Below are 23214 nucleotides of genomic sequence, written 5' to 3'. Positions count from 1 at the left end.
CGAGCGCGGCTCGCCATCCGGACGTATGCTCTGCGTCGCCCGCAACGGGCCGACGACAGATCCGGAGACCCATGACCGCGCCCGCCAAGAACCTCGCGCTGCCCGCCGTCCTCGTCCTGATGGGCGTCTCGGGCTGCGGCAAGACCACCGTCGCCCAGATCCTGGCCGAGCGCCTGCACTGGGCGTTCGAGGAAGGCGACGCGCTGCACCCGCAGGCCAACGTCGACAAGATGGCCGCCGGCCATCCGCTGGACGACGCCGACCGCGCGCCCTGGCTCGCGAAGGTGGCCGACTGGGTCGATGCGCGGCTCGACGCCGGCGAGTGCGGCGTGATCACCTGCTCGGCGCTCAAGCGCTCCTACCGCGCGCTGATCGACCGGCGCGGCCAGGGCGTCGAGTTCGTCTACCTGCACGGCTCGCGCGAGCTGATCGCCTCGCGCCTGGCCGGCCGCCACGGCCACTTCATGCCGACGTCGCTGCTGGACAGCCAGTTCGCGACGCTGGAAGAGCCCGCCGCCGACGAACCGGCGATCCGCGTCGAGATCGGCGAGCCGCCCGCGGCCATCGCCACCGACATCGCCGACGCCCTGGGCCTGCCGGCCTGAACGCGAGGAGCTGCCATGACCACCCCCGTCCTCGACGCCCACGACACGCAGGTGCTGGTCGTCGCCGCGATCGGCATCGCGATCATCGTGGTGCTGATCGTCTGGCTCAAGCTGCACGCCTTCCTCGCGCTGACCGTGGGCGCGCTGTTCGTCGGCGCCGGCTCCGGCATCCCGCTGGGCAAGGTGACGGCGTCGTACGAGACCGGCGTCGGCGGCGTGCTGGGCTACGTCGGCGTGCTGATCGCGCTCGGCGCGATGGTGGGCAAGCTGCTGGCCGACTCGGGCGGCGCCGACAAGGTGGTCGACACGCTGCTGCGCGGCAAGCCGGCCACGCTGCCGTGGAAGATGGCGCTGATCGCGGCCATCATCGGCATCCCGATGTTCTTCGAGATCGGCCTGGTGCTGCTGATCCCCGTCGTGATGCTGGCGGTTCACCGCTCGCAGGGGCCGGCGATGCGGCTGGGCATTCCGGCGCTGGCGGGACTGTCGGTGCTGCACGGCTTCATCCCGCCGCATCCGGGGCCGCTGGCGGCGATCGCGATCCTGCACGCGAACGTCGGCATCACGCTGGCGCTGGGGCTGCTGGTGGCCGTCCCCGCGGTCGCGATCGCCGGCCCGCTCTACGGGATCGTCGCCGCGAAGCTCGTGCCGATCGGCGCGGCCGGCGCGGGGCTGGCCGTCACGCAGGGCGGCGACAAGGCGGCCAAGGCCGACCATGACGTCGAACCGACGCACAGCCCCTCGTTCGGCGCCATCATGGCCACGCTGCTGTTCCCCCTCGTGCTGATGATCGCCAAGGCCGGCGCCGACATCGGGCTGGACAAGTCCTCGCCCGCGAAGCCGGTGCTCGACTTCGTCGGCGACCCGGTGTTCGCGCTGCTGGCCGCCGTGCTGCTCGCGATGGTCACCTTCGGCACCGCGGTCGGCTTCACGCCCGCGGTGCTGGGCAAGAAGATCGGCGCCAGCCTGATGCCGGTGGTCGGCGTGATGCTGATCGTGGGCGCCGGCGGCGGCTTCAAGCAGTCGCTGGTCGACGGCGGCACCGGCGCGGCGATCGCCAAGATCGCGCTCGCGGCCGGCCTGTCGACGCTGCTCCTGGGCTGGATCGTCGCGGTGCTGATCCGCCTGGCGACGGGCTCGGCCACCGTCGCCACAGTTACCGCCGCGGGTATCGTCGCACCGCTCGCGGCGGGGCTGGCGCCGGCGCAGCTGTCGCTGGTCGTGTTGTCGGTGGGCGCGGGCTCGTTGTTCTTCTCGCACGTCAACGACGCCGGGTTCTGGCTCGTCAAGGAGTACTTCGGGATGACGGTGGGCCAGACCATCAAGACATGGTCGATCATGGAGACCGTCATCTCGGTCACCGGGCTGGCGCTGACCTACGGGTTGTCGCTGATGCTCTGACGATCTGATGCCAACAAACACCGGATTTTCGCGACCTTCGACGCCGCGCGGCTGAGGGCGCGCGGGAGTCGTGCAACACTCGGCGTCGCATGCGATGCCCGGATCCCTCCGCCCGGGCAAAGAATATCGGCGTCAGACGTCGAAGAGGTTCCAACCGGTGACTGTTTCCCGCGAGCAGCCGATACCCCCGGGCCTGAGCGCGTCGCGTGCCCTGCGCGACCGGCGCCTCGTGCAGGCGACCTGGGCCGCGGCAGCGGCGATCGCCGCCTCGTCGATTCCCGACTTCCTGTCCGCGCAATGGCGCAACCTGCCGCCGCTGTTCGCCGGACTCGCCGCGCTCGGCGCCGTGCTGGGCCTCGTGCGCGCCGGTCGCCGTGAAGCCGCCGTCGGGTTGATGCTGGTCTCGCTGATGGCGATGGTCGGCCTGCTCCTGTGGCAGAACGGCGGCCTCCGCGACAGCGCGCTGCTCGCGTTCCCCTGCCTGCTCGTGCTGGCCGCGATGATGGCCACGCGCCGCCTGTACTTCGCGCTGTTCGCCACGATGGTGGTGTTGATCGCCGTCGTCCTGGTCGCCAATCTCCAGGGCTGGCACGTCAACACGCTGGCGCCGCTGTCGATCAACACCTTCGTCGACATCGTGGCCGTCCTGTTCGTGACCTGCGTCATCGCCTGGCTGATGGCCAGCGACATGCACGCCGCGCTCGACGCCGTCCACGCACAGAACGTGCAGATGGCCGCGGCGCAGGAGCGCATGCAGATGATGGCCACGCACGACGCCCTCACCGGCCTGCCCAACCGCAGCCTCGCGCGCGATCGCTTCGAGCAGGCCGCCGCGGCCGCTCGCCGCGGCGAGCACAGCGTGGCGATGCTCTACCTCGACCTCGACAACTTCAAGAACGTCAACGACACGCTGGGCCATGGCTCGGGCGATGCGCTGCTCAAGCAGGTCAGCGACCGCCTGGCGACGCTGCTGCGCCACGCCGACACGGTGGCGCGGCTGGGCGGCGACGAGTTCCTGCTGCTGGTGCCCGAGGTCAGCGACGGCGCCGCCGTCGCCGAGATCGCCAACAAGGTCGTCACGGGCCTGATGGCGCCGTTCGACGTCATCGGCATGGAGATCTTCTCGGGCTGCTCGCTGGGCATCACGATGTTCCCGGCCGACGGCGACGACTTCGACAGCCTGCTGAAGAAGGCCGACATCGCGATGTACCGCGCCAAGGAGTCGGGCCGCAATGCGTTCCGCTTCTGGGACACCGAGATGAACGCGAGCGTCGTCGAGCACGTCGAGCTGCTGTCGGCGATGCGCGCGGCGCTCGCGCATCGCGACTTCACGCTGTCGTACCAGCCGCAGTTCGACTTGCGCACCGGCCGCCTGATCGGCGCCGAGGCGCTGATCCGCTGGCGCCATGCCGAGCTCGGCCAGATCTCGCCGGCCCGCTTCATCCCGCTGGCGGAGCGCTCGGGGCTGATCGTCCCGATCGGCGACTGGGTGCTGCAGGAGGCCTGCACGCAGGCCCAGCGCTGGCGCGCGGCCGGCTGGACGGACCTGACGATCTCGGTCAACGTGTCGCCGGTGCAGTTCAAGCGCGGCAGCGTCGAGACCTCGGTGGCACAGGCGCTCGCCGAGTCCGGCCTGCCGAGCGGGAACCTCGAGCTCGAGCTCACCGAGTCGCTGCTGATCCAGGACTCGCTGTCGCTCATCGAAAGCCTCGCGAGCCTGCGCCGCCTGGGCGTGCGCTTCGCGATCGACGACTTCGGCACCGGCTATTCCAACCTCGCCTACCTGAAGCGCTTCGAGGTCGAACGCCTGAAGATCGACCAGACCTTCGTGCGCCGCCTGACCGACGACGTGCAGGACCAGGCCATCGTGCGCGCGATCGTGCAGATGGCCGCGAGCCTGAACCTGTTCACCGTGGCCGAGGGCGTCGAGGACGGCGCCACGCTGGCCCTGCTCGGCGATCTCGGCTGCCAGCAGGGCCAGGGCTTCCACTGGTCGCCGGCGGTGCCGGCGGCGGAGTTCGAGAAGTTCCTGGCCGCCTGAGCGCTACAGGTTCGGCGTGATCCGGATCAGCGTGTCCGACTGGTGCGTGTTGAGCAGGTAGAGCGCGCGCGTCGACGGATTCGCCGTGGACGCGACGTTGGTGCCTTCGATGAAGCCGGTGTGGCCGGCGTCGCGGAAAGTGCCCGTCAGCCACATCGTGTGGCTGGTCGACAGCGTGCCGATCGTCGCGCCCGGCACGTTGGTGCTGGTCGGGATCGCGACCAGCGTGCCGCCGCTGACGCCGTCGACCGTGTACGTGTAGCCGTTGGCCGGATCGGACGCCGTCACCGGCGACAGGTTCTGGATCTGGATCATCGTCTCGAACGGCGTGGCGGTGGTCGTGGTGTCGTCCGGCCAGGGCTGCTGCTCGCCGCCGATGGCGAACGTGGAGTTGGCGAGCGGCGCCTGGATCACGCTGCCGTCGAGTCCGCTGATACCGCTGGATGTATTGGTGCGCGTGACCGTCTTGGCGCTCGAATCGGTGACGCTGGCCCAGGTCGTGTAGTAGACGGCCGTCGCGGTCGCGTTGAACGTGCCGCCGCTGACCGTGCTGCTGACGACCGTGAACGGGCTGCCGCCGGACTGCGCCATTGCGCGGATCGTGTAGGTGGGCGCGGCCTCGCCCCAGACGACGTTGGTGCCGGCTACGGGGAAGACGAGGCTGTCGATGTGCGCGGTCTCGGTGTCGATCGGAGCGGCCACGGACGAGCCGTCGGCGGGAATCGAGTAGATGCTGGCCGACTCCGGCGTGCCGCCCGCGGCCGCCGTGTTGACCGCCACGTAGAGCGCGGTGGGCGACGCGGCGAACAGCGCGCCGTTGCTGGTCGGTGTCCAGGCGGGGATCGTGAACAGCGGCGCCGACGTCGCCGCGCTCGCGTAGTTCACGCGCACGATGTTGCCGTCGACGAGGAACAGCTGCGCGGTCGGGTAGCCCTGCGTCGTGCCGACCGGCAGCGCGACGGCCACTCCCACCGGGCTCGCGAAGGTCCCCAGCGTCACCGGGTTGGCGAAGTTGTTGTCCACCAGCGCGAGCGTCGCGCCGCTCTTGATCACGAAGCCGGTGATGCTGCCGGTGGCCGAGTGCACGGTCGCGATGGGCATCGCCGTGACGGTGATCGGCGCGTCGGTCGACGACATGCCCGTGCGCACCATGTGCACGACGTCGTCGGCCGTGTTGCATGCGCCGTCGAGGCCCGGCAGGCGGTAGAAGTAGGCGGAGTTGACCGGGTTCTGCAGGTCGGCCGCGAAGTACACGCCGGCGTAGTCGGTGTGGGCGCCGGCCACCTGCGTGCCGGTGAGCGAGCAGGTGTCGTCGACCGTGGCGGCCGTCTCGCTGGAGATCTGCCGGCTGTGCGGCTGGTCGAAGGACGCCAGGTCGATTGCGCGGATGTGGCCGTCGCTGGTCTTGTAGATCTCGACGCCGGCCGGCTGCATCAGGTCCTGGCCGGTCATGAAGTCGATGCTGCCGTGCAGCGACTGGCGTTTGCCGGCATAGCTGCCGATGTCGGCCGCCGCGTAGTAGCCGGTGGCCGAGTCGGCCCAGGCCGCGAAGACGCCCGTGGTGCCGACATAGCTGATCAGCTCGTTGCCGCCGGGGCCGTTGTTCCAATACCCGTCATCGTATCCGTCGCCGCAGCCCGCCAGCAGGCCGGTGGTCGCCGCGCCCAGCGCGATCCAGGATGTGATTCGCCGCATGTTGGAGTCTCCTCGAAGGTCAGGCTTGGCGGGCAAGGCGCGCACCTGTCGAGACGCGCTGGAGCGCGTGCTCGGCCGCTCGACGCACCGCCCGGACGTGTGACTTTTTCAACGCCACGCGACGGTGGCGCGATGACAGTCGGCGACTGAGCGCGAGCTGAAAATTGTTGGAGTCTTGTAAAGGCCCGGGCGCCGTCGAGCGCGCGCGCAGGTCAGCGCGCGAGCGTGTCGCGCAGGCGCTCGAGCGCGGCCGCGAAGCGCGCGATCTCGAAGTGCTGCGGATCGTCGTGCGCGCCGGCGATGCCCTCGTCGAGCGCGGCATGGAACGCCGGGATCAGCCAGTCGCCGCGGCGCGCGCTCGCGGCCGCATACAGCAGCGCGGCCCGCGCGTACTGCGCGTCCGTGAAGCCGGGCAGCGGCGCGATCCGGTCGTTGCGCGCGCTGCCCGCCGGGTCGCGCCGGCGCGGCTGCGCCAGCTCGACGTGCAGGAACAGCCCGCGCGCGGCGACGCCGACGCGCCGCGTCTCGAGCTGGGTCGCGCGCCAGGGGATGCCGAAATCGTGGCCCAGCAGCGTCTCGCCGCGCCGGTTGACGAACACGTGCGCGACGGCGTCCGGGCCGTCGAAGCGCGCGAGCGCGTTCAGCGCGGGATCGTCGTCGGGCGGGAAGGTCGTGGCGTCGCCGAGCCAGGGCGTGCTGGTGTCGTGCAGCACGAGGTAGCGCGCGGCGGGCGAGGCGGGATCGTCGTCGCGGGCGCGCGAGAGCGGTGCGTCCAGCGAGCCGCCGATGGCCGCGTCGGCGATGTGGCGCGCGGCAAGGTAGCGGCGAAGTTGCGGCTTCAGGTCGCCCACGGGCTGGCCGATCAGCGCGGCCAGCGAGTCGGGCAGCACGGCGGGGGCCGGCGACAGCACGCCGCCGGCGGCGACCGGCCGCAGGAGGCAGCGCGCCTGCGCCAGGGCGTCGCCGTCGAACTGCAGGCTGGCGGCGTCGAATCCGCAGGGGCCGATCGGCCGTGCCGCCTCGAACGGCTCGAAGAAGGCGCAGCCGGCCAGCGCGATGCCGGCCGCGGCCAGGGCGCACAGCGACCGCCGGCGCATCAGCCCGCGGCGGGGGGCGGCGCGACGCACCCGACCCGGCGCTCGGCCCAATACGCCATGTTGCCGATGACGACGATCGAGCCGGAAACGATCGCGCTGGCGGCGGTCACGCCCAGCGCGGCGATCACCATCACGCCGCAGCCCTGGTTGCTGCAGTGATTGATCTCGGCGACCTGGACCGCCTGCAGTTCCATGTGGTGCGTGACGATCCGGCAGTCGGGGTCGTAGTCGGCCGTCGTCACCGGCACGATCACGCAGGCGCAGGCCAGCGTGCTGGCGAGGACGGCGGAGGCGGCGGCGCGCAGCGACATGGCTGGTCAGTATCCGCCAACGCTCGCCGCGCGGGCGTCCTTCAACCGGGAGCGACGCGCGCGCTCAGTGGGCGCGCGCGGCCAGGCGCGCCGGCCGATGTGTCCAGCCGCGCCGGAAATGCGCGTCGAACAGGTGGTCGAACTCGCCAGCGGCAATGGCGCCGATGCGCGCATCCGCTTCCATGGGCAGGCACACGCTGGCCCGCTGCGACCACAACGGAATGGCGCCGAGGCGCATCGTGATGATGCGGAACTCGCGCGGTTGCGGGTATTCGAGAGAGTCGTGCTCCAGCCTGGCCAGGTCGGCATGGCGGCGCAGTTCGACGGTGACCGGGCCCGAACGGAAGCGCCACAGCGGCTCCCAGGCGGCGAACTGGTGCCGCCAATGGAACGTCCGCGCGGCCAGCACCAGCAAGGCCAGCAGCACCAGCGTCAGTGCGTCCATGATCGGCTCCTTTCGCGCAACGGGATCCCGTGCTTCCAATGTGCGCCTTTTGGAGGCACTGCGCATCCCACCGAAGGGTGGCTTGTGGCCAGGCGAAGACGCGTTTCGCGCAAAAGATCACGCAGGGGCCCGCGGCGGGGAGTTCACGCCCGCAGCCCGGGATCGGCGTGAGATGTGCGGGCGTTTCCCAAATCCGAGCGCCAAAGTCACAATCCGGTTCAGGTGACAATACCTTGACGAGGTGATTGACTTGCCGATGATGGGCAGGTGTTCACACGAACATGCCGGCGCGTAGTCTGGCTACGGGCGGAACGCTTCTTGCCTCCGGGCCTAGTGCAATCTGGCATGAAGTTTGCGATTCCGTACATCCGTTCCGTGCTAGCGAAACGAACGGTCGTTCGATCGGGTTGCCTGTCACAAGCAACTGCCAATCGGCGCCCAGACAAAATTCGGTGCGGTTTAAACGCGATAGAGGTGTCGAAAATTAAGGGAAACCCGTAAAGGTCGAAGTACGGGATCACGCTATAGTTCGCGACTTCGCAGCGCAGCCGCGCTGTGGTGTGCGAGAAAAGATGCAGCGCCCCGAGGGGTCGTCTGGAGGTATTTCGAGTGAATTTTGCTGAATCGCAGCGCAATCCGGGGAAGCACCCTACCGGCTTGATCATCGTTGTCATCATGCACGTGCTGCTGGCCTATGCCCTCGTTTCGGGCCTGGCCAAGAAGGTCGTCGACAAGGTCATGGTCACCGAGACGAAGGTCGTCGACGCCCCGCCGCCGCCGCCTCCGCCGCCCCCCAAGGATCTGCCGCCGCCGCCCAAGAACCTGCCGCCGCCGCCGGTCTACGTGCCGCCGCCGCCGGTCGATGTGCCGCCGCCTCCGGTGCAGAACCAGATCCAGACGACGAACGTGATGCCGCCCGCGGCTCCGGATCGCAAGGTGGAGGCGGTCGCCCCGACGCCGACCCCGCCCGCGCCGCCGTCCATCACGGCTCGCCCGGCCATCATCAACGCCAACGATCCGTCGTGCAAACCGGAGTACCCGGCCGCCGCGCTGCGGGCCCAGGCCTCCGGCGTGACGCGCGTGCGCTTCACGGTCGACGCCAACGGCAAGGTCACCGCGGCCGACGTGGTCGGCTCGTCCGGCTCGTCGCGCGAGAATCGCCTGCTGGACAACGCCGCCAAGGCAGCATTGGCCACGTGCCCCTTCAAGCCAGGCATCGACGGCGAGGGCCACCCGGTCGGTACCCAGGTCGAAGTTTCTTACGCCTGGAAGCTTGAGTAGCCGGCGGGCCGGACGGCCCGCTTCAATTTCCCCTTTTTTCTGTGATACCCGGCCATGACCGACATGCAGGCCGGTTCCATTCTCCCCGGAGGAAACATGTCCTTTCTGAACTCGATGCGCACTCCCTTTGCGGCCGCGCTCCTCGCGCTGGCGACCGTCGCCACCGCTCCGACCACCGCTCTGGCGCAAGCATCGGCTCCGGCGGACGCGACGGCTGCAGCTCCGGCTGCCCCCGCCGCTGCTTCCGACGCCTCGGCGACGCCGGCTCCCGCCGCCGCCGACACCGGCGCGGCACCGATCGCCCCGGCCGCCGTCGGCAAGGAAACGATCGAGAACCCCTACGGCCTGGGCGCGCTGTGGCGCGACGGCGGCTGGATCGCCAAGTTCAACCTGATCATCATGCTGATCATGTCGATGGGCAGCTGGTACATCATCTTCACGAAGTACTGGGAACAGCGCAAGATGTTCCAAAGCGCCAACGGCGTCAACGACGGCTTCTGGACCGCGGGCTCGATCAAGGCCGGCACCAACACGCTGGATGAAGGCTCGGCCTTCCGCTACATCGCCGAATCCGGCCTGAAGTCCAGCGAGCACCATGAAGGCACGCTGGTCGAGCAGATCGACCGCCACACCTGGATCTCGATGAGCGTCTCGCGCGCCGTCGAAAACATCCAGTCGCGCCTGTCGGACGGCCTGGCCTTCCTGGCCACCGTCGGCTCCACCGCTCCGTTCGTCGGCCTGTTCGGTACCGTTTGGGGTATCTACGGCGCCCTGACGCAGATCGGTATCGCCGGCCAAGCCTCCATCGACAAGGTCGCGGGCCCCGTCGGTGAAGCGCTGATCATGACCGCCATCGGCCTGGCCGTCGCCGTTCCTGCCGTCATGGGCTACAACTGGCTGGTTCGCCGCAACAAGTCGGTGATGGAAAAGGTTCGTGCCTTCTCGGGCGACCTGCACAACGTCCTGCTGGCTGGCAAGCGCTGAACTCGCGTTTTAAGTTTGAACGCCTGAACGCGAAGGAATCCTCATGTCGATGAACGTCGGTAGCGACAGCAGCGGCGACGAGGAAGAGGTCAACTCGACCATCAACACGACGCCCCTCGTGGACGTGATGCTGGTCCTGCTGATCATCTTCCTGATCACGATCCCGGTCGTGACGCAGTCGATCACGCTGGAGCTGCCCAAGGAAAAGAACGTCGTCACCGTCACCAAGCCGGAGAACATCCTGCTGGCGGTCAGCAAGGACGGCGACGTCTACTGGAACACGCACCAGATCAAGGACATCGACGAGCTGGTCAGCCTGCTCACCGAGAAGGCCAAGATCAAGCCGCAACCCGAAGTGCACATCCGCGGCGACCAGGGCGCCCGGTATGAGTCCATCGGTCGCGTCGTGTTTGCCTGCCAGCGTGCTGGTATCGCGAAGGTCGGTTTCATCACCGAGCCGCCGCCGAACCAATAAGGAGCCAACAACATGGCAATGAGCGCAGGCGCCAGCGAAGACGGCGACGTGATGGTCGACATCAACACCACGCCGTTGATCGACGTGATGTTGGTGCTGCTGATCATGCTGATCATCACGATCCCGATCCAGACGCACGCAGTGAAGCTGAACATGCCGGTCAATTCGACGCCGCCGCCGGATGCCGTCAAGCCCGAAGTCGTCGAGATCGTCATCGACTTCGACGGCCAGATCGGCTGGAACAACGAAGTGATCAAGGATCGTGCGGACCTGGAGACCCATCTCTACCGCATCACCCAGCAGGCCAATCAGCCGGAAGTTCACCTGATCCCGAACAAGCTGGCCCCGTACAAGTACGTGGCCGAAGTGATGGCCGAGGCGCAGCGCCTGGGCGTCACCAAGTTCGGCATCGTCGGGAACGAACAGTTCACGCACTGATCACACGACGTACCACCTCGGAAGGCGCACTGCTCGCAGTGCGCCTTCTCCCATTCAGAGTGTCACTTACAGGTTCGCAAAACCCATGAAGACCAACCGTCTCCTGGCCGCCTTGCTGCTGGCCGCCGGCCTCCTGCAACTGCAGGCCGCCCATGCCGTGTCCGCCGCCGTCGCCAAGCCGCTCAAGGAAGCCAGCGACCTCGTGCGCGCCGGCAAGGCCAAGGAAGCCCTGGCCAAGCTGAACGGCGTGACGGGTTCCGGCCCCGACGACAACTACATGCTCGCGCGCATCCGCGGCGCGGCCTACCAGCGCATGGGCGACAACGGCGCGGCGGCGCAGCAGCTCGAGGCGGCATTCGCCACCGGCAAGGTGCCGAGCGGCGAGGCCGGCCAACTGGCCGAGACCATCGCCGGCATCTATGCGCAGCAGCACAACAACGCCAAGGCGATGCAGTGGGTCGAGAAGGCCAAGGCCGACGGCGACAACAGCGCCGGCGTCCGCCAGATCCAGGACTACGTGCAAGGCTCCAGCGGCGACTACGGCCAGATCGCGCGCGACAACGCGGCGAAGGTCCAGGCCGCGGTGTCCGGCGGGCGTCGCCCCGAGGAAGACGACCTCCTGCGCCTGGCCGATGCATACCGCCACACCGGCAACAAGGTGGGCGACCTGCAGGTCAAGGAACAGCTGGTCACCTACTACCCGACCAACAAGCAGTACGCCGGCATCTACCTGTCCGACCTGCCGGGCAAGCCGGGCTTCTCGTCGCGCTTCTCGCTCGACCTGCTGCGCCTGCGCCTGGCGTCGGGCAACCTGACGTCCGCCGACGACTACCTGGAAATGGCCCAGCTGCTGCTGCAGGCCCAGCTGCCCGCCGAAGCCAAGATGGTGGTGGACAAGGGCTACGCGGCCGGCGTGCTGGGCACCGGCGCCCAGGCCGCGCGCCAGCAGCGCCTGCGCGACCTCGTCAACAAGACGGCGGCCGACAACGCCGCCACGCTGGCCAAGCGCGCCGCCGACGCCAAGGCCGGCAAGACCGGCGACGACCTGGTCGCGATCGGCGCCGAGTACGCGTCCATGGGCAAGTACGACGAAGGCATCGAGCTGATCCAGCAAGGCATCGCCAAGGACAGCCTGAAGCGTCCGGAAGACGCCAAGCTGCGCCTTGGCGTGGCGATGCTGCAGTCGGGCAAGGGCAAGGCCGCCGCGGTCAAGCAACTGCGCACGGTGCAGGGCACGGACGGCGCGGTGGACGTCGCTCGCGCGTACATCGCCCTCGGCGCTGGCCAGTAAGCCCGCAACGGGAGGCAGTCGCGCCTTGGCCGACGCCCTGCCCTCGTTCGTGGAACCGCTGGGCAACGGCCTCTGGGCCATCGACACCGGCTTCCATCGCGACCGCTTCGACGCCGCCTACCTGGTGGCCGACGGCGGTCGCGCCGCATTCGTCGACACCGGCACCGCCTTCGCCGTGCCGCGCCTGCTGGCCGCACTCGACGCGCTGGGCCTGCCGCGTTCGGCGGTCGACTTCGTCATCGCCACGCACGTTCACCTGGATCACGCCGGCGGCGTCGGCCAGCTGATGCAGGCGCTGCGCGGCGCGCAGCTGGTCGTGCACCCGCGCGGCGCACGCCACATGATCGATCCGACCGCCCTGTGGCAGGGCGCGCTGGCCGTCTATGGTGCGGCGCAGATGGCGCAAGCGTACGGCAGCCTCGTGCCGGTGCCCGCCGAGCGCGTGCGCGTCACCGCCGACGGCGAGACGATCTCGCTGGCCGGCCGTCCGCTGCTGTTCGCCCACACGCCGGGCCACGCGCTGCACCATCATTGCATCTGGGACGCGCGCAGCCAGGGCTGGTTCACCGGCGACAACTTCGGCATGGCCTACCCCGAGTTCGACGTCGGCGGCCGCGCCTTCATCTTCCCGACGACCACCCCGGTGCAGTTCGATCCCGAGGCCATGCGCGCGTCGATCGCGCGGCTGACGGCGCCGTCGCCGCGGCAGATGTTCCTGACCCACTACAGCCGCATCACCGGCGTCGCCGACTGCGCCGAGCGGCTGCTCGCGATGATCGAGGCGACGGTCGCCGTGGCGCTCGCCCGCCGTGACGCGCCCGATCGCCTGCAGGCCATCACGTCGGGCCTGATGGCGCTGTACGGCGACGGCGCGCGCGCGTTCGGTGTCGCGCTGCCCGACGACCAGATCGCCGCGCTGCTGCGCGACGACGCCGCGCTCAACGCCGCCGGCCTGATCGCGTGGCTGGATCGGCCGTCGCGCGCCTCCGCCACCCCTGCCAACGCCTGAGACGCAGGCGCCGGTTCGCCCTGTCGACGAACGCCGCGCCGTATAGTGCTGGCATCGACGGTCCGCCGCCATGGCGCGCCACTTTCCCGTCTCCGATTCCAGAGAATCTCCATGAGCACCACCATTTCCTTCGGCCTCGGCGGCCGTGTCGTCGTCATCACCGGGGCCGCCAACGGCATCGGTGCCGCGTGCGCGCGCAGGCTCGCGCGCGACGGCGCGCGCGTCGCGCTGTGGGACGTCGCCGAGGCGCCGGGCCAGGCGCTGGCCGCCGAACTGCGCGCCGCGGGCCAGGACGCCTGCTTCATCCGCTGCAACGTGTCCTCGAAGGCCGAGGTCGACGCCGCCACCGCCACCACGGTCAGCGAGTTCGGCCGCATCGACGGCCTCGTCAACAACGCCGGCATCTTCCGCGCCGCGGAATTCCTCGACGTCACCGAGGAAGACTGGGACGCGGTCATCAACGTCAACCTGAAAGGCTCGTTCCTGGTCGGCCAGGCGGTCGCGAAGCAGATGGTGGCGCAGAAGCGCGGCGCGATTGTCAACATGTCGTCGGTCAACGGCCTGATGGCGATCGCCACGATCGCGAGCTACAACGCCAGCAAGGGCGGCATCAACCAGCTGACGCGCGCGATGTCGCTGGGCCTGGTCGACCACGGCGTGCGCGTCAACGCGGTCGCGCCGGGCACGATCGCCACCGACCTGGCGCGCGACGCCGTCCTCACCAGCGACGCCGCGCGCCAGCGCATCCTCGGCCGCACGCCGATGAAGCGCCTGGGCGAGCCCGAGGAGATCGCCGACGTCGTCGGCTTCCTGCTCAGCGATGCGTCCAGCTACGTCACCGGCGAGATCGTCTACGTCGACGGCGGCCGGCTCGCGCTCAACTACACCGTCCAGGCCTGAGCATGTACCAGCCCGCGCACTTCGTCGAACAGAACGCCGACACGCTGCTCGCGCTGATGCAGGCGCATCCGCTGGCGACGTTGATCCGAGGCGGCGCAGAACTCGCGGCCGACATCCTGCCGCTGGAGGTAGCGCGCACCGACGCCGGCTGGCGCGTGACGGGCCACGTGGCGCGCGCCAATCCGCTCTGGCGCGAGGCCGATGGCCAGCCCGTGCTGCTGCTGTTCCAGGGTCCGCAGGCCTACGTGTCGCCGAACTGGTATCCAAGCAAGTTCCAGCACGGCAAGGCGGTGCCGACGTGGAACTACGCGATGGTGCAGGTGCACGGCAGGCTGCGCGCGATCGAGGATCCCGCATGGCTGCGCGCCTTCGTCACGCGCCTGACCGAGCGCCACGAGGGCGGGCGCGCGGTACCCTGGCAGGTATCCGATGCGCCGGCCGATTACATCGACACGATGCTCAAGGCCATCGTCGGCATCGAGATCGAGGTGACGCGCGTCGAGGGCAAGTTCAAGCTGAGCCAGAACCGTTCGGCGGAGGATCGGACGGGGGTCGTGCTGGGGCTCGAATCCGACGCGTCGCAGGATCGGCAGCCCGAAGCCGATGCGCTCGCGCAGGCGATGCAGGCGGTCGAGCAGCGGCGGCGGGACGCTGCCTCGAAGTAACGACGCCTTGATCGGGATGTGTTCGCCTGCGGCGCCTTGGCCCGGCGGCGTCGCTGAGGCGAGCCTGCGTTTCCAAGCCCCGGGCCGCCCTGCCGCAGCGGACATTCGCGAACGGATCGCCAGACGCATCGCGGCGGGCTAAAAGCGCCGCAGGCAAAGAGTCAGCGAATCGCCGACGCCTGCTTCGCCAGCTCGGTGATCCGCGCCCAGTCGCCGCTCTTCATGGCGTCGGCCGGCGTCAGCCACGATCCGCCGACCACCTTCACGTTGGGCAGCGCGAGGAACTGCGGCGCGGTCTCGACGGTCACGCCGCCCGTCGGGCAGAACGCGATGTCGGCGAACGGGCCGGAGAAGGCCTTCAGCAGCGGGATGCCGCCGACGGCCGTGGCCGGGAACAGCTTGAGGAAGGTGAAGCCGTCGTCGGCGGCCATCATGATCTCGCTGCCGGTGGACACGCCCGGCAGCAGCGCGACGCCCAGCGACTTGCACGCGTCGCCAACGGCCTTGGTGTAACCCGGGCTGACGATGAAGCGGGCGCCTGCCTCGTGCGCGGCGTGCACGTCCGCGCCGCCGCGCACCGTGCCGGCGCCGACGATGGCGTCCGGCACCTCGCGCGCGATGGCCGCGATGGCCGGCAGGCCGGCCGCGGTGCGTAGCGTCACCTCGAGGACGCGCACGCCCCCGGCGACCAGCGCCTTGGCCATCGGGACGGCGTCCTCGACGCGGTCGACGACGATGACGGGGATCACGGGTCCGAAGGAGGCGAGCTCGAGCGGATTCACGGGGTGTCTCTGGGAAGTCATAGGTGCTCCATCAAAGCCAGGTGCACGCGCCTTCTTCGGCGGTGCTGACGTTGCGCCGCATGCCGGCGAAGAGGTTGCGCCCGAAGCCGGCGCCGTGCGACTCGGCCAGCGACTGGCTGCGCTCGGCCAGCGGACGCGCCGCCCATTCGGCCTCGGGCACCAGCACCTGCAGCGTGCCGGCGACCGCGTCCAGGCGGATGACGTCGCCGTCGCGCACCTTGGCCAGCGGGCCGCCGCCGAGCGCCTCGGGGCTCACGTGGATCGCGGCCGGCACGTTGCCCGACGCGCCGCTCATGCGCCCGTCGGTCACCAGCGCCACCTTGAAGCCGCGGCCCTGCAGCACCGCCAGCGGCGGCGTCAGCTTGTGCAATTCGGGCATGCCGTTCGCGCGCGGGCCCTGCCAGCGCACGACGGCGATGAAGTCCTTCTCCAGCGTGCCCGCCTTGAAGGCGTGCAGCAGGTCTTCCTGGGCGTCGAACACGATCGCCGGGGCTTCGATGATGTGCTTGTCCGCCGGCACGGCCGACACCTTGATCACGGAGCGCCCGAGGTTGCCTTCGAGCAGCTTGAGGCCGCCGGTGGCGCCGAACGGCTCGACCGCGGTGCGCACGACGCTGTCGTCGATCGGCGTGTCGGGCAGCGGCGTCCACGTGAGCTTGCCGTCCTGCAGCGACGGGATCTCGCCATAGGCCGCCATGCCGCGCTCGGCGACCGTGGCCACGTCGGCGTGCGCGAGGCCGGCCTTCAGCAGCTCGCGCAGCACGAAGCCGGGGCCGCCGGCGGCCTGGAACTGGTTCACGTCGGCGCTGCCGTTCGGGTAGACGCGGCTCAGCAGCGGGATCACCGTCGACAGTTCCGCGAAGTCCGACCAGTCGATCAGGATGCCCGCGGCGCGCGCCACGGCCACCCAGTGGATCAGGTGGTTGGTGGAGCCGCCGGTGGCCAGCAGCGCGATCATCGCGTTGACGATGCAGCGCTCGTCGACCTGCACGCCGATGGGCACGTCGCGGCGCTCGCGCGTGAGCGACAGCACCGTGCTCACCGCCTCGCGCGTGAGCGCCGTGCGCAGGCCGTCGTGCGGGTGCACGAAGGCCGCGCCCGGCACGTGCAGGCCCATGGCCTCGAGCAGCATCTGGTTGGAGTTGGCGGTGCCGTAGAACGTGCACGTGCCCGGGCCGTGATAGGCCTTGCTCTCGGCCTCCAGCAGCTCGGCGCGGCCGACGAGGCCCTGGGCCGCCTTCTCGCGCACCTTCGACTTCTCCTTGTTCGACAGCCCCGTCGACATCGGCCCGGCCGGCACGAACACGCATGGCAGGTGGCCGAACTGCAGCGCGCCGATCAGCAGCCCCGGCACGATCTTGTCGCAGATGCCCAGCAGCAGCACGGCATCGAAGACGTCGTGCGACAGCGCGATGGCGGTGGACATGGCGATGGTGTCGCGCGAGAACAGCGACAGCTCCATGCCCGGCGCGCCCTGCGTGACGCCGTCGCACATCGCCGGCACGCCGCCGGCGACCTGCACCGTCGCGCCGAGCGCGGCGGCGTCGCGCCGGATCTGCTCGGGGTAGCCCTCGTAGGGCTGGTGCGCCGACAGCATGTCGTTGTACGCCGTGACGATGCCGATGTGCGGCGCACGCTCGGCGACGACGCGCAGCTTGTCGTTGGCGGGCATGCCGGCGAAGGCGTGCGCGACGTTGGCGCAGCCCAGGCGCTCCGCGCCGCGTGCGCGCGTGCGCAGGGCATCGACGTGGCCGAGGTAGTCGGCGCGCGTGCCGGCGCTGCGGCGGCGGATGCGTTCGGTGACGGCGGCGACGGTCGCGTTCAGCGAGGGCGTGGCGGTGTAACTCATGGTCTGATTATCAGGTAACTTCGTTACATGGTCAAACCAGCGACGCGGCAAGGGACTGTCGGCGTCGGGTTCGCGGCGTGGATCGGAAGGGGCGGCAACCGGTGCGCCCGTGATGCGTAGTTTGCGCGCTTGCGCCGCGGCGCGCTGCTACCCAGATTCAGCGCGCGATCGTGGGCAGGCCGTCGATGCGGCGTTGCGCAACGGCCAGGTCGTCGACGGTGTCGATGTCGAACAGCACGCCGGGGTCGTCGAGTTCGACGGCTGCCGTCGGGTAGCGCGCCAGCAGGCGGCGCGCGCCCTCGTCGCCCTTGAGCATCACGAGCTCGGAGAACAACTCGGCACCGAAGCCCACCGGATGCCCGCGCCGGCCGCGGTGCTGCGCGAACGCGATGGGCTGCTGGTCGAGCGCGTCGGCGACGGCGCGCAGGCTGCTCGGCTTGACGAGCGGCATGTCGGCCGGCAACACCAGCCAGCCGGTGGCGCTGGCGTGGATGGACACGCCCGCCGCGATCGAGTCGCCCATACCCCACCCCGTTTGCGAACGCGGGTCGACGACGACCATGTCCTCGGGGGCGACCAGGCCCTGTGCCTCGTCGATCAAGGCCTCGGAAATGACGAGCACGACCGACATCTCGGAGGCGATGGCATTGCGCAAGGTGCGCACGAGGACGCTGTCACCGCCGAGCTGCTCGCTGAGCTTGTGGCGCGTCCCGCGATATCGGCTCCCTGCGCCAGCGGCCAGCACGACGACGGCCGGTTCATTTTTCATGGGCGCATGGCGCGGGAATTTCCTTCAGACCGCGCATTGAATGGTTATGTGCCTCAAGAATCGTTGCCAAACCCCTTTTATTCCAGTGGGACGTTTACCTAAGGCGTTCCCCTAAACTATCCGAATGAATGATCCATCGAATTTGTCGGACCAACGCAAGAGCTATGAGCGCGGCGAGCTCGAGGAAACCGAATCGGCGCTCGATCCGCTGCGTCAATTCGAGACCTGGATGGGCGAGGCCTTCGCCGCAAAGGTGCCCGAGCCGAACGCGATGACGCTGGCCACCGTGGGCGCCGATGGCCGCCCGTCGACGCGCATCGTGCTCATCAAGGGATGCGATGCGCGCGGCATTGTCTGGTTCACGAACTACGACAGCCGCAAGGGCCGCGAGCTTGCGCTGCATCCGTTCGCCGCGCTGCAGTTCCATTGGGTCCAGCTCGAGCGCGTCGTGCGCATCGAGGGCAGTGTCGAGCGCGTGGACGCGGCCGAATCCGACGCCTATTTCGCCTCGCGCCCGCTCGATTCGCGCATCGGCGCCTGGGCATCGCCGCAGAGCGAGGTGATCGAGTCGCGCGGCGTTCTCGTGGCCAATGCGGCGAAGGTCGCGGCGAAGTTCCTGATGAATCCGCCGCGACCGCCGCACTGGGGCGGCTTCCGCCTCAAGCCCGAGGCCTGGGAGTTCTGGCAGGGCCGCAAGTCGCGCCTGCACGACCGCCTGCGCTATCGGCTCGAGGGCGGCGCGTGGACGCGCGAACGGCTCGCGCCCTGATCGCGCGGCGGAATTCACGAGCTCGAGCCGGATCCCCGCGGGTCGATATTCCCGGTCGAGTTTGACGGCCAATTTGCGCGAGGGATGCGACCGCGCCGGCGGGTAATTGGCGATCGGCTCGATCGCCGTCGCGACATACCCCCTAATTCATGGTTCGCCCAGGCGACCACGACGGCGCCCTCCACGCGACGCGACACGCCCGCCACAATGCACGCCATGTTCGCGGACTGGTTGACCTCCACCGGCCTGGGCGCCGTCAAGCCCGTCGTCTCGGCATTGCTGCTGCCGCCGACTCCGTTCATCATCGTCGCCCTCGCGGGCGTGGCCATCGCGCGCGCGCGGCCGCGCACGGGCCGTGCGCTGATCGTGATCTCGTGCGTGAGCATCTGGCTGACGGCCTGCATGGGCTTCGCACTGTGGCTCGAGACGGCCGGCCTGGACGAGCCGACCCCGCTCGATGCCACCGCGCGCGCCGGACTCAAGGCGCGCGAGGCTGCCGGCGAGCCGCTGGCCATCGTCGTGCTGGGCGGCGGCGTCGACCAGGTGGCGCCCGAATACGGTGCCGTCAATCTCGGCAAGGACGCCTACGAACGCCTGCGATACGCGGTCTGGCTGAACCATCAGACCAGCATCCCGATCCTGGCGTCGGGGGGACGCGGCTGGGGCGCGCCCGGCGCGTCCAATCCGCCCGAGGCGACGCGCACGAGCGAGATCGCCCAGTCCGAACTCGGCACGCCACTGCGCTGGACCGAGAGCAACTCGCGCGACACCCACGAGAACGCCGTGAACTCGGTGGCGATGCTGCAGGCCGCGGGCATCCGCGAGATCGTGCTGGTCACGCACGGCTTCCACATGCCACGGGCGCTGCACGAGTTCCGCGCGGCCGCGGCGGCGGCGAGCGCGTCGGCCCCGATGCGCATCATCCCTGCGACGATGGGCCAGGCGGGCGGTGCCGGCCTGCCGCTGCTGCACTGGATGCCGTCGGACGCAGGCCTGCAACGAACGCGGAACGTGTGGCACGAGATCCTGGGTGGGCTGGTCGCGAGGCGCCGGGCGCCCACGAATGACGAAGCCCCGAGCACTGGAAGGTGATCGGGGCTTCCTGGACGACTTGAACGTCGACCGATGGGGCTCCGGAGCAGAACGCCCGGGGCTCCGATTGCGCATCGACTGCGCAGAGGGGAGTGCCTCGCTTGAGGCAGTTCCAAGATAGTCCCGCGAGTCGGATGCCGCAAGGAAATCAGAACGAAGGAGTCCGGCGTCCTGATAGCCTCAACGGGCCTTGACAGCGCTCATGACGTGGGCAAAGACATCGTCCAGCCGCGCCTCGACATCCTTGGAGAGCGCGCCCGCCATCGTGATCGGCCGCCCCCATTCGCGGCTCGTCTCGCCGGGCCACTTCGAGGTCGCGTCCAGGCCCATCTTGCCGCCCAGGCCGCTGACCGGCGAGGCGAAGTCGAGGTAGTCGATCGGCGTGTGGTCGACCAGCGTGGTGTCGCGCACGGGATCCATGCGCGTGGTGATGGCCCAGATCACTTCGTTCCAGTCGCGGATGTCGATGTCCTCGTCGACGACGACGATGAACTTCGTGTACATGAACTGGCGCAGCACGCTCCACAGCCCGAACATCAGCCGCTTGGCGTGGCCCGCGTAGGCCTTCTTCATCGAGATGACGGCCATGCGGTAGCTGCAGCCCTCGGGCGGCAGGTAGAAGTCGACGATCTCGGGAAACTGCTTCTGCAGCAGCGGCACGAAGACCTCGTTGAGCGCCACGCCGAGGACGGCCGGCTCGTCGGGCGGCTTGCCGGTGTAGGTCGAGTGGTAGATCGGATCCTTGCGGTGCGTCAGCCGATCGAGGCGGAACACGGGGAACCAGTCGCGCTCGTTGTAATAGCCGGTGTGGTCGCCGTACGGACCTTCCAGCGCGTACAGGTAGCCGCCCTGCTCCTTCAACGGGATGCCGTGTTCGCTGACGCCGGTGAAGCCGGGCGCGGCAACGGGGATGTGGCCTTCGAGCACGATCTCGGCGCGCGCCGGCACCTGCAGCATCAGGCCGTCCTCGCCCGCCTGGGTGTCGACGAGCTCGGTGCGGCCGCCGCGCAGCAGGCCGGCGAACTGGTACTCGCCCAGCGTGTCGGGCACCGGCGTGACGGCGCCCAGCGTCGTCGCCGGATCGGCCCCCAGCGCGCACACCAGCGGGAACGGCTTGCCGGGGTTGGCGCGGGCGAACTCGCGGAAATCGAGGGCGCCGCCGCGGTGGGTCAGCCAGCGCATGATCAGCTCGCGCTTGCCGATCACCTGCTGCCGGTAGATCCCCAGGTTCTGGCGCAGCCGCGGCTTGGGCACGTTGCGCGGGCCGCGCGTGACGACCAGGCCCCATGTCACCAGCGGGGCGACGTCGCCGGGCCAGCAGGTCTGGATCGGCCACTGCGCGAGGTCGATCTCGTCGGCCGCCTGGATCACTTCCTGGCAGGGTCCGTTGCGCAACACCGCGGGCTTCATGTCCCACAGCGCCTTGCCCATCGTCCAGAGCTTGCCGGCGTCCTTGACCGACTTCGGCGGCTCCGGCTCGCGCAGGTTGGCCAGCAGCTGGCCGATGCCGCGCAGCTCGGAGATGTCCACCGCGCCCATCCCCAGCGCCACGCGGTGGGGCGTGCCGAACAGGTTGGCGAGCACCGGAACGCGATACCCCGTGGGGTTTTCGAACAGCAGCGCCGGGCCTTCCTGGCGGAGCACGCGGTCGGCCAGGGCGGTCATTTCAAGGTGGGGGGACACGGGCGCTGTTACACGTCTGAGCTCCCCAAAACCCTCAAGATTGGCCGCGAAATCGCGCAAATCACGGTATTTCATAATTTTTGGTTATGGAACGAGAAGTCTATATGCTTGACGGGTTATTTCGCGGCTTCCTACAATCCCTGCAGATTTACACACCAGGGTTATCCCTCCTCCTCGCTGAGGCCGGGCCCTGAAGGCTGCCGCCGGCTGCTAGACGCAGACAAAACCGGCCATGAATCGCAGCGATCCATTATCGCCAGCGTCGAGAACGCCGCGACCGTGCGCCCCGAGTGCGCCGACCGTCGGCACCGAGCTGTGAAAGGAGAGAGATGCTTCAACCCCAAGCCGTCGTGCGCAACGCACTGACAACCGGGCGAGAGTCAGTGACCGTGTTCCTGACCGACGTGGGCCACGGCCTGCTCGATGTGAGCCACAGCATGCTGGCCATGGTGGGACTGGCAGTCGTCGCGGGCGCGCTGTTCATGGGCAGCCAGGACGAACTGCGCGACAGCCTCGAGGCGCGCGCCTGGGGCTGGCTCGAGGCGCGCCACCTGGCGCGCAGCGGCGGCGAGGACCTCGCGGCCGTCGCCGAGACGGAGCCGACGTCCACCGGCGGGCCGGTCAACACGTCGTCGACGGCGGACCTGGCCGACCTGACGCGCGCCCAGGCCAACGTGGCCCGCTGGATCGTGCGCCGCTACCACGTGGCGCCCGAGCCGGTCGCCCGCCTGGTGCAGGAATCCTGGACGGTCGGCCAGCGCACCGGCATCGAGCCGACGCTGATCCTGTCGGTGATGGCAATCGAGTCGAGCTTCAATCCGTTCGCGCAGAGCCCGGTGGGCGCGCAGGGCCTGATGCAGGTCATGACCAAGGTGCACAGCGACAAGTACGAGTCCTACGGCGGCCACCTGGCGGCGTTCGACCCGGTCAGCAACCTGCGCGTGGGCGTGCTGGTGCTCAAGGAATGCATCGCCAAGGCCGGCGGCCTGTCCGACGGCCTGCGCTTCTACGTCGGCGCCGGTGCCGGCGACGACGACGGCGGCTACGCGGCCAAGGTCATCGCCGAGCAGGAGCTGCTCAAGCGCGTCGCGGCGGGCCAGAACGTGCCGCCGACCATCGTGCCGGTCGTCGCCAAGGTCGCGCCGGCCCCGGCCGTCGTCGCGCCTGCGGCCGTCGTCGCCCCGGCCGCGCCGGCCGCCAGCGAATCGACCGCCCATGCCGACGCGCCCGAGCTGGACGCGCAGGCGCGGCCGGAACACGAGCGCGTGGCGTCCGTGCGCTGATCGACCCTTCGCCGCGCCGCCGCCTCGGCTGCACGGAATCGACCCGACGGGCGCCGAGGCGCCCGTTTTGCTTCGTATTGCGTCAATCAATCCTCCCCGCTCGCCGCGCGGCCGGCGGGCCGGTTAAACTGGCGGCTCGCGCGACTGGCGACAGGACGCGTCCCGAGAGATCCGGCCGAGCTGCGGCCACCGGGCTCCGGACGGGTTGCGAGGTGGGCCACCACCGGGAAGCGCGAAAGGTGATCGGGAATGAGCGTCCCGCCCTCGCCTTTTCAGCCGTTCGCCTGGGCAGCGCGACTTTCGCGCACCGCTGGAGTCCCTCACCGAC

At 69.5% G+C, this 23214-nt stretch carries 22 protein-coding genes; 14 read left to right on the top strand and 8 right to left on the bottom strand.

Annotated features, from left to right (window positions below; translation table 11 throughout):
* Positions 1-71 precede the first annotated feature (71 nt).
* The 3 genes from LPC04_RS19325 to LPC04_RS19315 all read left to right on the top strand — a co-directional run bounded on the left by LPC04_RS19325 (position 72) and on the right by LPC04_RS19315 (position 4047).
* Positions 72-605 (top strand): gluconokinase, encoded by a 534-nt coding sequence (locus tag LPC04_RS19325; RefSeq protein ID WP_275683911.1) that lies wholly within the window; start codon positions 72-74, stop codon positions 603-605.
* Between the two features lie 15 nt (positions 606-620).
* A complete protein-coding gene (locus LPC04_RS19320) occupies positions 621-2006 on the top strand; it encodes a GntT/GntP/DsdX family permease (RefSeq protein ID WP_275683910.1) in 1386 nt (461 codons plus the stop codon).
* Between the two features lie 157 nt (positions 2007-2163).
* A complete protein-coding gene (locus tag LPC04_RS19315; RefSeq protein ID WP_275683909.1) occupies positions 2164-4047 on the top strand; it encodes a putative bifunctional diguanylate cyclase/phosphodiesterase in 1884 nt (627 codons plus the stop codon).
* A gap of 3 nt (positions 4048-4050) precedes the next feature.
* On the opposite strand, the gene LPC04_RS19310 is transcribed toward LPC04_RS19315, so the two are convergent.
* The 4 genes from LPC04_RS19310 to LPC04_RS19295 all read right to left on the bottom strand — a co-directional run bounded on the left by LPC04_RS19310 (position 4051) and on the right by LPC04_RS19295 (position 7595).
* Positions 4051-5742, bottom strand: coding sequence for a hypothetical protein (locus LPC04_RS19310; protein WP_275683908.1), 1692 nt, complete (start codon positions 5740-5742; stop codon positions 4051-4053).
* Positions 5743-5954: 212 nt separating this feature from the next.
* Positions 5955-6839, bottom strand: coding sequence for a hypothetical protein (locus tag LPC04_RS19305; RefSeq protein ID WP_275683907.1), 885 nt, complete (start codon positions 6837-6839; stop codon positions 5955-5957).
* Positions 6839-7150, bottom strand: coding sequence for a hypothetical protein (locus LPC04_RS19300; RefSeq protein WP_275683906.1), 312 nt, complete (start codon positions 7148-7150; stop codon positions 6839-6841). The genes LPC04_RS19305 and LPC04_RS19300 overlap by 1 nt, the downstream gene beginning before the upstream one ends.
* Positions 7151-7214: 64 nt before the next feature.
* The gene (locus LPC04_RS19295; RefSeq protein ID WP_275683905.1) at positions 7215-7595 is read right to left on the bottom strand and encodes a hypothetical protein; all 381 of its coding nucleotides are present in this window, start codon (positions 7593-7595) and stop codon (positions 7215-7217) included.
* Between the two features lie 657 nt (positions 7596-8252).
* On the opposite strand from LPC04_RS19295, the gene LPC04_RS19290 reads away from it, so the two are divergent.
* From LPC04_RS19290 to LPC04_RS19255, 8 genes are all read left to right on the top strand, one after another.
* Complete coding sequence (locus tag LPC04_RS19290) at positions 8253-8876, top strand: energy transducer TonB (RefSeq protein ID WP_275683904.1); 624 nt, start codon at positions 8253-8255, stop codon at positions 8874-8876.
* A 96-nt stretch (positions 8877-8972) separates the two neighbouring features.
* Positions 8973-9860, top strand: coding sequence for a MotA/TolQ/ExbB proton channel family protein (locus LPC04_RS19285; protein ID WP_420854748.1), 888 nt, complete (start codon positions 8973-8975; stop codon positions 9858-9860).
* 43 nt (positions 9861-9903) lie between these two features.
* Positions 9904-10335: an ExbD/TolR family protein gene (locus tag LPC04_RS19280; protein ID WP_275683903.1), complete on the top strand. Its 432-nt coding sequence runs from the start codon at positions 9904-9906 to the stop codon at positions 10333-10335.
* 12 nt (positions 10336-10347) lie between these two features.
* Positions 10348-10773 (top strand): ExbD/TolR family protein, encoded by a 426-nt coding sequence (locus LPC04_RS19275; RefSeq protein ID WP_275683902.1) that lies wholly within the window; start codon positions 10348-10350, stop codon positions 10771-10773.
* 85 nt (positions 10774-10858) lie between these two features.
* On the top strand, positions 10859-12064 hold the full coding sequence (locus LPC04_RS19270; RefSeq protein ID WP_275683901.1) for a hypothetical protein: 1206 nt from the start codon (positions 10859-10861) through the stop codon (positions 12062-12064).
* Positions 12065-12089: 25 nt separating this feature from the next.
* Complete coding sequence (locus LPC04_RS19265) at positions 12090-13073, top strand: MBL fold metallo-hydrolase (protein WP_275683900.1); 984 nt, start codon at positions 12090-12092, stop codon at positions 13071-13073.
* Between the two features lie 111 nt (positions 13074-13184).
* Positions 13185-13973 (top strand): SDR family NAD(P)-dependent oxidoreductase, encoded by a 789-nt coding sequence (locus LPC04_RS19260; protein WP_275683899.1) that lies wholly within the window; start codon positions 13185-13187, stop codon positions 13971-13973.
* Positions 13974-13975: 2 nt separating this feature from the next.
* Positions 13976-14638 carry an FMN-binding negative transcriptional regulator gene (locus tag LPC04_RS19255; protein ID WP_275683898.1) on the top strand — a complete coding sequence of 221 codons (663 nt, stop codon included), beginning with the start codon at positions 13976-13978 and terminating at the stop codon, positions 14636-14638.
* Positions 14639-14799: 161 nt separating this feature from the next.
* Here LPC04_RS19255 and eda read toward each other — a convergent pair whose 3' ends face one another.
* From eda to LPC04_RS19240, 3 genes are all read right to left on the bottom strand, one after another.
* A complete protein-coding gene (gene eda / locus LPC04_RS19250) occupies positions 14800-15420 on the bottom strand; it encodes a bifunctional 4-hydroxy-2-oxoglutarate aldolase/2-dehydro-3-deoxy-phosphogluconate aldolase (protein ID WP_275683897.1) in 621 nt (206 codons plus the stop codon).
* A 31-nt stretch (positions 15421-15451) separates the two neighbouring features.
* Positions 15452-17290, bottom strand: a complete 1839-nt coding sequence (edd, locus tag LPC04_RS19245) for a phosphogluconate dehydratase (RefSeq protein WP_275683896.1) — start codon at positions 17288-17290, stop codon at positions 15452-15454.
* A 157-nt stretch (positions 17291-17447) separates the two neighbouring features.
* Positions 17448-18059 carry a nucleotidyltransferase family protein gene (locus LPC04_RS19240; RefSeq protein ID WP_275683895.1) on the bottom strand — a complete coding sequence of 204 codons (612 nt, stop codon included), beginning with the start codon at positions 18057-18059 and terminating at the stop codon, positions 17448-17450.
* Positions 18060-18183: 124 nt separating this feature from the next.
* Here LPC04_RS19240 and pdxH point away from each other — a divergent pair, with 124 nt between their 5' ends.
* Positions 18184-18828, top strand: coding sequence for a pyridoxamine 5'-phosphate oxidase (gene pdxH, locus LPC04_RS19235; RefSeq protein WP_275683894.1), 645 nt, complete (start codon positions 18184-18186; stop codon positions 18826-18828).
* Between the two features lie 216 nt (positions 18829-19044).
* Positions 19045-19920, top strand: a complete 876-nt coding sequence (locus LPC04_RS19230) for a YdcF family protein (RefSeq protein ID WP_275683893.1) — start codon at positions 19045-19047, stop codon at positions 19918-19920.
* Positions 19921-20100: 180 nt separating this feature from the next.
* Here LPC04_RS19230 and LPC04_RS19225 read toward each other — a convergent pair whose 3' ends face one another.
* A complete protein-coding gene (locus tag LPC04_RS19225) occupies positions 20101-21678 on the bottom strand; it encodes a UbiD family decarboxylase (protein ID WP_275683892.1) in 1578 nt (525 codons plus the stop codon).
* Positions 21679-21986: 308 nt separating this feature from the next.
* Here LPC04_RS19225 and LPC04_RS19220 point away from each other — a divergent pair, with 308 nt between their 5' ends.
* Complete coding sequence (locus LPC04_RS19220; RefSeq protein WP_275683891.1) at positions 21987-22886, top strand: lytic transglycosylase domain-containing protein; 900 nt, start codon at positions 21987-21989, stop codon at positions 22884-22886.
* The last annotated feature ends 328 nt before the right edge of the window (positions 22887-23214 follow it).

The organism is Scleromatobacter humisilvae (assembly GCF_023231945.1).
In the GTDB taxonomy this organism is placed as follows: Bacteria; Pseudomonadota; Gammaproteobacteria; order Burkholderiales; family Burkholderiaceae_C; genus Scleromatobacter; species Scleromatobacter humisilvae.
This window is presented reverse-complemented; position numbering and strand designations above follow the sequence as displayed.

Excerpts from the sequence above, each read along its gene's own strand:
- LPC04_RS19240 (WP_275683895.1), bottom strand. The coding sequence starts at position 18,059 with ATGAAAAATGAACCGGCCGTCGTCGTGCTGGCCGCTGGCGCAGGGAGC.
- LPC04_RS19270 (WP_275683901.1), top strand. The coding sequence starts at position 10,859 with ATGAAGACCAACCGTCTCCTGGCCGCCTTGCTGCTGGCCGCCGGCCTC.
- LPC04_RS19310 (WP_275683908.1), bottom strand. The coding sequence starts at position 5,742 with ATGCGGCGAATCACATCCTGGATCGCGCTGGGCGCGGCGACCACCGGC.
- LPC04_RS19285 (WP_420854748.1), top strand. The coding sequence starts at position 8,973 with ATGTCCTTTCTGAACTCGATGCGCACTCCCTTTGCGGCCGCGCTCCTC.
- LPC04_RS19300 (WP_275683906.1), bottom strand. The coding sequence starts at position 7,150 with ATGTCGCTGCGCGCCGCCGCCTCCGCCGTCCTCGCCAGCACGCTGGCC.
- LPC04_RS19295 (WP_275683905.1), bottom strand. The coding sequence starts at position 7,595 with ATGGACGCACTGACGCTGGTGCTGCTGGCCTTGCTGGTGCTGGCCGCG.
- LPC04_RS19320 (WP_275683910.1), top strand. The coding sequence starts at position 621 with ATGACCACCCCCGTCCTCGACGCCCACGACACGCAGGTGCTGGTCGTC.
- LPC04_RS19325 (WP_275683911.1), top strand. The coding sequence starts at position 72 with ATGACCGCGCCCGCCAAGAACCTCGCGCTGCCCGCCGTCCTCGTCCTG.
- LPC04_RS19305 (WP_275683907.1), bottom strand. The coding sequence starts at position 6,839 with ATGCGCCGGCGGTCGCTGTGCGCCCTGGCCGCGGCCGGCATCGCGCTG.
- LPC04_RS19280 (WP_275683903.1), top strand. The coding sequence starts at position 9,904 with ATGTCGATGAACGTCGGTAGCGACAGCAGCGGCGACGAGGAAGAGGTC.
- edd (WP_275683896.1), bottom strand. The coding sequence starts at position 17,290 with ATGAGTTACACCGCCACGCCCTCGCTGAACGCGACCGTCGCCGCCGTC.
- LPC04_RS19225 (WP_275683892.1), bottom strand. The coding sequence starts at position 21,678 with ATGAAATACCGTGATTTGCGCGATTTCGCGGCCAATCTTGAGGGTTTT.
- LPC04_RS19260 (WP_275683899.1), top strand. The coding sequence starts at position 13,185 with ATGAGCACCACCATTTCCTTCGGCCTCGGCGGCCGTGTCGTCGTCATC.
- LPC04_RS19255 (WP_275683898.1), top strand. The coding sequence starts at position 13,976 with ATGTACCAGCCCGCGCACTTCGTCGAACAGAACGCCGACACGCTGCTC.
- LPC04_RS19275 (WP_275683902.1), top strand. The coding sequence starts at position 10,348 with ATGGCAATGAGCGCAGGCGCCAGCGAAGACGGCGACGTGATGGTCGAC.
- pdxH (WP_275683894.1), top strand. The coding sequence starts at position 18,184 with ATGAATGATCCATCGAATTTGTCGGACCAACGCAAGAGCTATGAGCGC.
- LPC04_RS19230 (WP_275683893.1), top strand. The coding sequence starts at position 19,045 with ATGTTCGCGGACTGGTTGACCTCCACCGGCCTGGGCGCCGTCAAGCCC.